The following is an 11283-nucleotide window of genomic DNA, read 5'->3' on the forward strand; positions in this document are numbered from 1 at the left end:
ATACCAATCTTCCACCAGCAGGTAGGGCAGGTCCGCCGGGTGCCATGCCCACGGCCTTGCGTGGGCATGCGCCTCCAAAAGAATCCTGAAGCAGGCAGGGCAGGTCAGAGCCCCGCCAAGTCGCCCCGACGTAGCAGGGCGCCGACCTGCCGCCACCCTGACCACTCCCCCGCGCCAAACGAACCCAACTGCAAATCTTAAGTCCTTAAAGCTTAAAGACTTAAAGAAACCCCCAACCGGTTCCCCGTCATCCGATCCACCCAGAACACAGCGCCCGATCTCGCCACCGGCCTTCCACGACTTCGCCGGGCTGACACCTTGGCCCTCAAAGCTACGTGCCCCGCCAACCGCCTCAGTCCCTTCGACGGCGGTCATTCCCATCACCCCCGCCGACAACAACCCGACCCGTGCCCTTGCCTGGAACATCACCGGCAACAAACAGGGGTAGCCAGCAACGCCTTCTGGGTGTCGTGTTCTTGTTTGCTTCAGACGGGTCTGCACCGGCCATCCGGCAAAAGGTCGTGAATCAGGCCGTTGGACCGCCGGTCAGCAGAGTTGAATGGATCAGGCCTCAACAAACGCCTCTTGCCCGTCGCCCAGAGCCCGGCGGAGCTTCGCGATGGCCTGTCGCTCGATCTGGCGGACCCGCTCCTTCGTGACGCCGAACAAGCCGCCGATCTGATCCAGGGTCATGGGGTCGTGCCGGTCGTCAAGGCCGTAATGTCGCACAACGATGTCGCGCTCCCGGGCGGTCAGCAGCTGCAAACCCTTCTGCACGAGATGACGAGCACCTTCGAGCATGGTATCGCGGCTCGTGGTATCCGGTGCCGGGGCGACCGCCAAGGCCTCGTCCGAGCCGGTCACGAGCTTGCTGGACTGGTACATCTGCTCCGGGATGCTCCGGGCGTAATTCCGCATGATGGCCCAGGAGGCGTATGTACTGAACTTGAAGCCCCGCGCGTAGTCGAATTTCTCGACCGCTCGCATGAGAGAGAGATTCCCGTCGCTGACGACCTCGAAAAAGCAGGAAGACCGACCGACGTGCCGGCGGGCGATGCTGACGACCAGACGCAGGTTGGCCCGCAGAATCTCATTTTTGAGGCGCTCCGACTCGGCCAAGAGGGATTCAACGGCATCAAGTTCGCCGTCGGTGGCTTTAGTGGCGTCGAGTTTCTTGCGAAGTCGGTCGGCTTTGAACTTGACGTAATTGTAACGCCGGAACATGTCTCGCTCCTGCTCGGGTGTGAGCAGGGGCTGGCGATAGAGATCCTGAAGGTAAGGAGGGAGGTCTTTCGGAGGCTGGACGCGCTTGAGACGGGCCGGCTCCGGGATGCGATGGCGACCGAGAATGAGACGGTCCGCTCCGGGGGCATCGAATTCGGCGTTGTAGATGTAGGATATCTCCTTGGCCGCGAGCTGACGGACGCGGACTTCGCGAACAATCGATCGGATTTCGCTTTCCGATCGGCCGGTTTGTTCCGCAACTTTCGTCACAGGCACGCCCGCCGCGACGAGATCATAAATCGCCATCATTTCCGGCGCGACCAGCGGCTGATCGCCGTTGCCGAACAGGGCCTCGTTCGGATGGGCGTGATCGTATCGCCGCAACGTATAACGGACGGTTTCCACGGCTCGGCCGATCTGCGCGGCGATCATCTGTGACAGCTCGTGCAGACGGACGCGACGCTCACGAAGGATCGATCGCGCCAGCTCGACAATTCGTCGCTTCTCATCTTCACTAAGCTGCTTGAAGGCCGCGCCTCGCCGTACCAGATCCCGGTGGCGTACCACAAATCGGACCACGCATCGATCGAGGAAAGCCATCCTGACCGTGCCGTCCGGATAACGCAGCTTTCGTCCGGGCAATCCGCGTCGACGCCAGCGGCAGACCGTCTTGGTCGAAACCTTCAGGCGAGCGGCGAGTTCCTCGGTGGTGTAGCAGGGTCGAAAGATGCCGGCCGGCAGCACAGGCGAGGAACTCAGATCCTCCACCATCTGGACAAGATCCTCGATAAGTGACTTGCCCTGCATGGTGCGCTGCAGTCCGCCGCGCGGAGTGTAGTCGGTAATGTGATTGCAGACGAAGTCGTATGGGTAGCTCTTGTCAGGTTCGATGATATCGACGAGATGCTCAATGGCGTCAAGCTGTCTGAGACGCAGTCTGACCGGTGACAGCGCAAGCTGGTGGGCGAGCTCCGCCATGGGCCCGTGGTGGTAATTGGCCATGGTCCGTCTCCCGGAGGCAAGAGCCTCACTCGAAACGTTGCCGCCGAGTCAGCCTTGGACCCGACTCAAGGTCACCAGCAGAGGTGACCATCCGAGAAGCATCAGCCACCATAGAGCCCCTCATCGCTCTCGGGCCGCCACCCTCGTCGAAGGGAAACCTGCCGTCAGCCGCAAGCTCCCCCGGCAAGCGTCTCAATTTATTATCGATCACCCGCGCCCAAAAGTCAATCCTGACAACGGTTTATGATTGTCGGGGCAAGACCTGCCGGCCACGGCACCTGCAGGCGCAAGAAGCTGTGGATAATGATTTTACGTGGAACGCCACCTGCGGCGCCGGAAGGCTCAAACCTCCGGATCTCATCGGAAACCAAAGTCGGGCCGCGCGATGGGTTGGAGCGGCGGCGGTCGGTTCGTATTCGAGTCGGAGGTTGGTGCCTGGGCAGGGGAACCCGGTGGCATTGAGGTGCGCCGGCAATCGCTGAATGGCCCGGTTTGATCGCGGGTTTGGCCAGAGCTCGCAACCGCAGAGGTCGATAGAAACCATGGATCCCCGCAAGGGAAAATCAGACCAACGGCCGAGATCAGGAGGTCTGAGCCTGGACCTGTGGCCTTGTCGATCCGGTAGCGCGGCCTTCGCTTGGGTTTGGCGGACACGACCGACCTCCGAGGTTTCGCGAGTAGTACTACTCGCATTTGGGCCTTCGGTTACGGCCGCTCCGCCGGACAACGGGTCTTCGCAACTCGCGAATTCGGCGGGAATTACGATCGATTGGGCGATACTGGACTTGAACCAGTGACCTCTTGCATGTCGAGCAAGCGCTCTAGCCAACTGAGCTAATCGCCCGCAGGTCTCTATTTAAGGCGATTGGCGGATGCGTGTCAATAACTGCCGGCATTGAGGCTCCAGGAGAGTCCAGGGAGGAGTCACACTGGAAGCCGGCCTGCCAGGGTCTTATGCCGCCCCGACGTGCGGACAGGCCGCCCGTGGTGCCGACATTGTACCCCCGGCCAGTGTGTCACGCACCCGCCATTGAGGTTTGTCTCCCGATGGAGCTGAGGCTTCCCCGAGCGGGGCGGGGAGCCGGCTCGTGGGACTGTTCATGTCTGGGTTCGGTCGGGGGTTACCTGTACCCGCAACCGGTTGATGCGCCGTTGCTCTGCATCGATAACCCGGAACTTCACGTTCTGATACGACAACTCCTCGCCGGTTTCGGGGATCTTGCCCAGGGCGCTGAAGACGAAACCGCCCACGGTGTCATAATCCTCACCTTCCGGCAGCTCGGTGCGCAGTTGTTCGTTGATTTCATCTATGCGGACCCGGGCATCGACCTCGATAGTGTTTTCGTCGATCCGGCGTATGGACTCGGGTGCCGGCGTCTCGTATTCATCGGCGATATCACCGACGATTTCTTCAATGATGTCCTCGATGGTCACCAGTCCTGCCGTTCCGCCGTATTCGTCGAGAACGATCGCCAGATGCACCTTCTGTTCGCGCAGTTCCTGCAGGAGGTCGGCTATGGGCTTGGACTCGGGCACAAAGGGCACTTTGCGCATCATCTCAAGAGGGTCGAAGCTGTCAATTTCGCTGAGGGTCAGCAGATCTTTGGCGTAGAGGACGCCGCGGATGTCATCGATGTTCTCGTCGTACACGGGAATTCGCGAGTGTCCTTCCCGGGTGATGAGCTCTTTGGCTTCCTCCTGGGTGGCGGTCGAGGGAATCGCGACGATGTCCGTTCGAGGGGTCATGATCTGACCGACGGTCTTGTCGCGGAACTGCATGATCCGCTCGATCATTGACGCGTATTTCTCGTGTACGACTCCCGTGGCCTCGCCTTCGCTGACCACGCCCAGAATCTCCTTTTCGATTTCCTCCACTTCGTCCTGGACGTCGCTGTCGTCCGGTATGCCCGCCAGCCTTCGCGCGATCCAGTTCACGGCGTGCTGAAAGGAGACCAGCGGCAGGAGCATTTTCTGGAGGACCATGAGCGTCGGGAGACCGGTGGCCAGGAATCTGTCGGCGTCGTAGCGAGCCCAGGCGTTGGGAATCGCGACCCCGAACACCATGACCAGGAGCAACGCACTGAGGAACGTAATGCCATAATGAGCAAGGAATTCGTGATCCATGCCGACGCGAGCGCCGGCCGGGGTGTTGCGGAAGACATGCTCGATCAGGAGGACAAGGGCGATGATGCAGCAGATGCGCAGCAACGATGAGCAGAACAGCAGCGCGACCTGGTTGTCGATCAACCGGGGAAACAAGTCTGAACGTCCGCGCTTCTCGAGTTCCTTCTGCAGCCGAAGGCGCGAGAAATGTCGCACCGACGTGTTGGCGGTGGTGGCCAGCACGAGCACCAGCAGCAGGACAAGCCCGATCCAGAACTCTATACTAAGCACGACCGACAGTCTCTTGCGGATGCCTGGGTCTTGCCCGGCGCGGCCGCATCCGTTTTCCCGTTCCGGGCCCCTTGCCAGCGAGTTGCACCAGAATTCGATCTTCCTCTCTGCGCATTCGTCGTCGCTCGGAGGGCGTACGATCATCGAAGCCGACGAGGTGCAATGTGCCGTGAATTGCGTATCTGAGCAACTCCTGATCCGGCTCGGTGCGATACCGTCTCGCCTGACGTCTGGCCGTCTCGACCGAAACGACAACTTCGCCCTCGATCGGGCCGTTGATGAGATCATCTCTAAGATCAAAGGTCAACACATCGGTGGGAGTCGGGTCGGCCATGAACTGCCGGTGTAGTTGGGCGATCCGGGCGTCGTCCACGATGACGACGGCCAGGCTGCGGCACGGCCGGTTACCGAGCGCGGCCCGCACTGCCTGCACGATCCGGCTGGTGTTGACCTCGTGGCATGTGGCGAACCGGCGGGCCGTGATGCGGCAATCAGCAGAACCGGTCTGGGTTGCGTGTGTCTTGGTTCTCACGCCTGCTCGACTACCTCCGGCACGTCGGCCGCGCCGTTGCGCATCGCGCCGGCTTCGTTTTCCGGGACGGGAGCTCTTGGCGGCGCCGGGCGATCGGCCTTCGGGTATTTGATCCGTCCGTGATGAATGGCGCACAGGCTCCTGACGATGGACTGCTCGACCAGGCTCAACTCGCGGAGGTTGATCTCGCAGTCGTCGAACTGACCGTCGTTCAGACGGTCCATGACCACGTGATGGACCGTGCTTTCGATGCGGCCGGGCGTGGGCTCGTTCAGGGCCCGGACGGCGCCTTCGCAGGCATCGCACAGCATGAGGATTGCTGATTCCTTTGATCGCGGCTTGGGACCGGGGTAGCGGAACTCGCTTTCAGAAACCTGACGGTCGTGCTTGCCCTTCAACGGGCTCTTCGCGGCCGCCTCGCTGGCCATGTGATGGAAGTATCGTACCACAGTCGTTCCGTGGTGCTCGTTGATAAACTGATGAAGCACACGCGGCAAACCATAGGCGCGGGCCATCTCAATGCCGTCTTTGACGTGTCCAACGATGATCAGCAGGCTCAAGGTCGGCGAGAGGCGGTCGTGCCGGTTCATCCTTGCCTCCTGATTCTCGACGAAGTAATCCGGTTTCTGGGCCTTGCCAATGTCGTGATAGAGCGCGCCCACGCGGGCCAGCAGGCCGTGGGCACCGATCGTCTCACAGGCCTCTTCGGCCATCTGGCTCAGGACCAGCGAGTGGCTGTACGTGCCCGGCGTTTCCTGGGCCAGGCGCCGAAGCAAAGGCTTGCTCGCGTCACACCACTCGAGCAGCGTCATGCTCGTCGCAACGCCAAACACTTTCTCGAAATGCGGCAGAATGCCCTGCACGATGAAGCCGGCGAAGAGAGCCATGCTCCCTGACAGGGCGGCGCGGGTCACGATATAGAGCCATGGTTGCTCGGCCACAAGGCTGGTCGCCGCCGACACCAGGGCGGTGGCGACGGCGGTGATCGCCCCTACGGCGATGATCTTGCTGCGAGTGCGAATGTCCTTCAGCAGTGCCACGGTGACGCCTGCGGCCGTCATGTAGTTGAGGAAGAGGTTGAAATCGCCGTCTACGGTGAGCGTCGTCAGCACCGTCAGCACCGCCGCGACGCCGAAGCCGAACCTCTGGTCGTAGGCGATCGTCAGCAGAGCGGAGGCAATAACCACGAAAAAGACACAGGTCTCGGCCGGAAAGTCGCTGCCAAAGCCCTGGAGACGGTCCACCAAGTGGCTCAGAACGATCATGGTCAGGAGCAAACCGGTCAGGGCCAGTGTCCGCGAAGGAACCTCGGTAATCCTGGGGCGGTAGGACACGACGTAGGCGGCAAACCCGGTCACCACGATCAGTACAACGACGGCCGTGCCGAGCTGTCGCAACAGTCTCCGCTGCCGCAGGACAGGATCCGTTTTCTGAGCCTCAAGATAGGCTTTGTGTTCGTGCTTCAGCAGGTTCAGCTCGGCCGGTCCGAGCACGGTTTTGGCCCCGACGAGGGTCGTTCCCGCCTTGTAGGAGACGATTTCCTCTTTGACGAGTTCGGCGGCGGCGTTCATTTGCTCCGCCGTCAGGGCCGCGTTGTACTGCCAGAACGGAGTGTAGGAAGGCTTGTCTTTGGCCGGTCCGGCGACTACCTTGAGGACGATATCCGCAAACGGTTTGTGCAGCGCCTCCGGGCAGGAGCGAACGCCGTGCATCGCTGCCATGATCTGATCATCGATCTTTGTATCCTTTGCTTTCGGCAGATAAATGAGCAGATCGCTACCTACTTCTTTGTCGGTAGTGGCCCCGTTCTTGTCCTTCGTTCTCAGCAACACTTTTGGAGGCGTCGATTTGCGGTTCGGATCTTCGGGTGTGTTGACGATCAACAGCCGTGACAGGAGGGCATCGACCATCCGCTCATACTCAGCCTTCCTGGCGGCTGGTGCGAAAGCCCGCAGTGCCGACACCGCGCCGTCGTCCAGCATCCAACCTTTGGCGGCCGCTTGGTCCCGGATCGCCTTGGCGTCGGAGTTCTCGGCTTTGGCGACCAATTCGCGCAGCTCATGCATCTGAGTGCGAATCACCGTCTGAGGTTCCACCTGCGCGGTACCGGCGTCGAACACGAAGACGGATGGCGCCCCGTCGCGCGCTTTCTGGCGGTTGGCTTCTGTCGCCGCCTGATCCTCGTAGAAGAAATCGACGCGTGCGTTGATGTCCCGGTCGACGAGTTGCTGGAGGCTCCAGGGCATCGTATCGCTGCCCCAGAATTGAACCACAAGGACGCCGATGTAGAAAACCACCCCCATCAGCAATGACGAGGGGCGAACCCTGCGTCGCAGGCTCATCCAGAGGGTCTCCCGTCGCTCGTCGCGCTGGCGACGGGCTTCCTGGCGTCGCGATTCGGATACAGGTGACGGTCGCGAACTCACGATTCTAAGAGAACCTCGGCAACAGTGCCGCGAGTGCCGGTGTCAGGGGTTGCGCCATCGTCCCGCTCTGCACACACGGCATTTCATCGACAAAGACCCGGCGCGGGGAAAGACCCGCCTGGCCGCGTCCCATAACATCATGGTTTCCCGTTAGCGTAGGCGTTGACGATATCCTGAACCAGCCGGTGCCGGACGATGTCCTGCTTTTCCAGCCTGATAATGGCGATCCCGGGGATGCACCGAAGACGTCGCAACGCGTCGCTGATTCCGCTCGACTCCGGATCCAGGAGGTCGATTTGGCTGTCGTCGCCCGTCACGATCATCTTGCTGTGGTGTCCCAGTCGCGTCAGGAACATCAGCATTTGCAGCCGCGTCGTGTTCTGGGCTTCATCAAGAATCACAACAGCGTTGTTGAGCGTTCGACCTCGCATGAAGGCCAGAGGAGCGATCTCGATGACGTCATTTTCCATGAATCGCCGGATCTGCTCGAAGGTCATCATGTCGCCCATTGCGTCGAAGAGCGGGCGCAAATAAGGGTTGACCTTGGCCTGCATGTCGCCGGGCAGAAAGCCGAGTTTCTCGCCGGCTTCAACCGCCGGCCGCACCAGTACGATCCGCTTGACGGTTCCGGCCTTGAGCATCGAGACTGCCACGGCCACCGCCAAGTAGGTCTTGCCGCTTCCGGCGGGCCCGACGCAGAAGACCAGATCGTGGCCGCGCATGGCCTGAACGTAGGCTCGCTGTCCATCTGTCCGGGGCCGCGTGACGGTCGTACGGCTGTAGACCTCGATGATATCCTCATCGCGGTTCTCGGGATTGTTCAACTGGATGACGTACCCGATGGCCTCGGAGACCTGCTCGTCCGTCAGTTCGTCCGAATCGCGGACCGCACGTTGCAGAAAGTCGATGACCGATGCAGCCTGTCCGACGGCGTGGGCGGCACCTGACAACTTGACGGTCGAGTCCCTTGCGCTAAGCTGTATGCCGAACGCACCCCGGATCTGTCTCAGATGGCGGTCTGCCGAACCGAAAAGGGCATTCCGCTTGCGAGCGTCGTTCAGCGTTATGGTAAGTTCCAACTTGCCTGCTATCTCCCGTCAACAAGGCAGTCCAACGACCCAGCCGGTCCGAACCGGCCTAAGTCGCCGGCTTTGCCCGACAACTCTATTTTAACCGATACGGCCGAAGAATGTCAGCAACCACCATGCGATCGGAGCCGTAAACACTGGTGAATCCAGGATATCCAGCAATCCGCCGAAGGCCGGAACGACTTGTCCGGAGTCTTTGCTGCCGAGATCCCGCTTCATCAGCGACTCAACGAGGTCTCCCAGGTGGCCACAAACGGCCGTAACCAGCCCAAAAATAACGGCTTGCGCGAGGCTGAAAGGGGGCGGCCCAAGAGTGGAGTCCAGGCAGCACTCCCAAAGCCAGATGGCCGCGCAGGCAGCAAAAGCCGCAAGGACAACCGCACCTGCAGCCCCTTCGATGGTCTTTCCGGGACTGACCCAAGGCGCTAGCTTGTGTTTTCCGCAGGCGATGCCTGTGAAGTACGCCCCGATGTCAGCGGCTTTTACGGTCAGGATGAAGAAGATGACCAAGGCTGCACCGGCTGGTCCGGCATCAAGGCAACGAATTCGGATGACAAATGAGCCCAGGAGTCCGAGATAGAGCATCATTAAGCATGTGACGGCCAAGTTGGAGAAGGCCCTCTCGGTGGTCTTGCGTGCGAGGATACACAGGGAGGCTCCCAGGATGCCGCCGGTAAGGAGGAACAGTGAGAGCGGCATGCCTCCTGTGAGGCGGAGAGCAGGCACCGCGGACGACAGCTTCTGCTGAGCCTCGATCCAAGGCGCGAGCATCAGCAGGACCGACACAAACGCAGCCCAGTTGGTGGCCGGATTGTGGCCTCCTTGCCGGCTGAGCCGGCCCATCTCGAAAACGGCCAGCATGATCAGCAGGGCCAAGGCCAGTGTCAGGGCCAGCCCGCACATCAGCCGGATCCTGGTAGCGCCGCCAAGCACGCCTTCATCGAGCGAGGTTAAGCCGCACGCCGAAAGCCAGCCATCGAGCCAGGCGAGGCCCACAACGACGGCGATCATCAAGGTCCCGAACGCAATACGTTGCCAGAGCATGTGTTTTTCACCTCTGTGTTCGCTATGCTAAACGAGCCGGCCCGGGACGTCCACGAGCCGGCGGCGATGCTATGGAGTCACCCGCCGGGTTGAGGCCGTGGTTGGTATCTCAGGAGGACCCTATGACGAACAAAACGAGCCGACGTCGCTTTCTAAAGACCACGATAGCCGCCGGAGCGGGTTTCTGGGTTTCCGGCCGGCCGGCGCGGGCCGCCGGCAAGTCGCCCAACGAGAAGCTCGGCGTTGCCTGTGTGGGAATCGGTGGTCGTGGCGCGGACAATGTTGGGGCAATGATGAACGAGAGAATTGTTGCCTTGTGTGAAGTTGACGAGGTGCGCGGCGGGCAGACCTTCAAGCGGCTTTCGAATGTTACGAAGTTCGCCGACTACCGGGTAATGTTTGACAAGCTGCACAAGCAGATTGATGCGGTTGTAGTCAGCACGCCGGATCACATGCATGCTCCGATCACGCTTGCTGCGATCGAACTCGGCAAGCACGTCTACTGCGAGAAGCCACTGGTTCGCACGGTGGCCGAGGCTCGCCGTGTTGCCGAGGCAACCGCGAAGCACAAGGTGGTGACCCAAATGGGCAACGGAGGCAACGCCCAAAGCGGTGCCCGGCGCAACGTGGAGCTACTGCGGGCCGGGGTACTGGGGACGGTTCGGGAGATACACAGTTGGAGTGATCGGCCGGGTACGTTCTGGAAACAGGCCCTTGACCGTCCGATCGAGACGCCGCCGGTGCCGGCGACGTTGAAATGGGACCTGTGGCTCGGTGTCGCCCCCCAGCGGCCGTACCACCCCGCGTATCTGCCCGGCAAGTGGCGGGGCTGGTATGACTTCGGCACGGGGGCCATCGGCGACATGGCTTGCCACATCTGCAACGTGGCTTTCTGGGGCCTTGATCTGCGCGATCCGACGGCGATCGAATGCGAGTGCTCTGAGCCGTATGAGGAGACCTACCCTGCATGGAGCAAGGTGAAATGGGAGTTTCCGGGCAATTCCGATCGTCCCGGCGTTCGCCTGTACTGGTACGATGGCGGCAAGAAGCCCTCGCCGGAGCTGATCGAGAACCGCGAGCTTCCTGACAACGGCATGATCGTCGTCGGCGAGAAAGGTACGCTATTCATGCCAAGTGCCGACGGCGCTGCCAGGGTACTGCTGCCCGAAGACAAGTTCAAGGACCTCAAGCAGCCGCCGCGGACGATTCCCGACTCGCCGGGTCATCACGAGGAATGGATTCGCAACTGCAAGAACGGCGACCTGGGCCTGGACTACATGAGTCATTTCGGCCGGGCAAGCGTGATGACCGAGTCGCTACTGCTCGGGACCGTGGCCGTCCGCGTCGGCAAACGCATCGAGTGGGACGCCAAGAATCGCAAGATCACGAACATTCCCGAGGCCAATCAGTACATCGACCCGCCATATCGCAAGGGATGGTAGTCGGCGCGCAAGTGATACCCGAGGGATATGCTGTCTTGACGAGCCGGCGGCTTTATGCCGCCGGTCTCTCGCCCGGCCAGCGAACGAACGGTGTCAAGAGGACCGAGGGGATAAACCCCGTGTCTTCACGA

General features: G+C 61.2%; 7 protein-coding genes and 1 tRNA gene. 1 reads left to right on the top strand and 7 read right to left on the bottom strand.

Annotated features, from left to right (window positions below):
• Nucleotides 1-564: 564 nt before the first annotated feature.
• The 7 genes from PLL20_14135 to PLL20_14165 form a co-directional block, all read right to left on the bottom strand.
• Complete coding sequence (locus PLL20_14135; GenBank protein HPD31130.1) at nucleotides 565-2226, bottom strand: sigma-70 family RNA polymerase sigma factor; 1662 nt, start codon at nucleotides 2224-2226, stop codon at nucleotides 565-567.
• A 770-nt stretch (nucleotides 2227-2996) separates the two neighbouring features.
• A tRNA-Val gene (locus PLL20_14140) sits at nucleotides 2997-3070 on the bottom strand.
• A 254-nt stretch (nucleotides 3071-3324) separates the two neighbouring features.
• The gene (locus PLL20_14145; protein ID HPD31131.1) at nucleotides 3325-4620 is read right to left on the bottom strand and encodes a hemolysin family protein; all 1296 of its coding nucleotides are present in this window, start codon (nucleotides 4618-4620) and stop codon (nucleotides 3325-3327) included.
• Nucleotides 4613-5152 (bottom strand): rRNA maturation RNase YbeY, encoded by a 540-nt coding sequence (gene ybeY / locus PLL20_14150; GenBank protein ID HPD31132.1) that lies wholly within the window; start codon nucleotides 5150-5152, stop codon nucleotides 4613-4615. The genes PLL20_14145 and ybeY overlap by 8 nt, the downstream gene beginning before the upstream one ends.
• Nucleotides 5149-7494, bottom strand: a complete 2346-nt coding sequence (locus tag PLL20_14155; GenBank protein ID HPD31133.1) for an HDIG domain-containing protein — start codon at nucleotides 7492-7494, stop codon at nucleotides 5149-5151. The genes ybeY and PLL20_14155 overlap by 4 nt, the downstream gene beginning before the upstream one ends.
• A gap of 221 nt (nucleotides 7495-7715) precedes the next feature.
• Entirely contained in the window at nucleotides 7716-8657 is a 942-nt protein-coding gene (locus PLL20_14160; GenBank protein ID HPD31134.1) for a PhoH family protein, read from the bottom strand.
• A gap of 90 nt (nucleotides 8658-8747) precedes the next feature.
• A complete protein-coding gene (locus PLL20_14165; GenBank protein ID HPD31135.1) occupies nucleotides 8748-9710 on the bottom strand; it encodes a phosphatidate cytidylyltransferase in 963 nt (320 codons plus the stop codon).
• 122 nt (nucleotides 9711-9832) lie between these two features.
• Here PLL20_14165 and PLL20_14170 point away from each other — a divergent pair, with 122 nt between their 5' ends.
• On the top strand, nucleotides 9833-11152 hold the full coding sequence (locus PLL20_14170) for a Gfo/Idh/MocA family oxidoreductase (protein ID HPD31136.1): 1320 nt from the start codon (nucleotides 9833-9835) through the stop codon (nucleotides 11150-11152).
• The last annotated feature ends 131 nt before the right edge of the window (nucleotides 11153-11283 follow it).

The organism is Phycisphaerae bacterium, assembly GCA_035384605.1.
Taxonomy (GTDB): domain Bacteria; phylum Planctomycetota; class Phycisphaerae; order UBA1845; family PWPN01; genus JAUCQB01.

Bases quoted from the DNA above. Each gene is read 5' to 3' on its own strand.
- PLL20_14165 (HPD31135.1), bottom strand. From the start codon at position 9,710: ATGCTCTGGCAACGTATTGCGTTCGGGACCTTGATGATCGCCGTCGTT.
- PLL20_14170 (HPD31136.1), top strand. From the start codon at position 9,833: ATGACGAACAAAACGAGCCGACGTCGCTTTCTAAAGACCACGATAGCC.
- PLL20_14155 (HPD31133.1), bottom strand. From the start codon at position 7,494: ATGAGCCTGCGACGCAGGGTTCGCCCCTCGTCATTGCTGATGGGGGTG.
- PLL20_14135 (HPD31130.1), bottom strand. From the start codon at position 2,226: ATGGCCAATTACCACCACGGGCCCATGGCGGAGCTCGCCCACCAGCTT.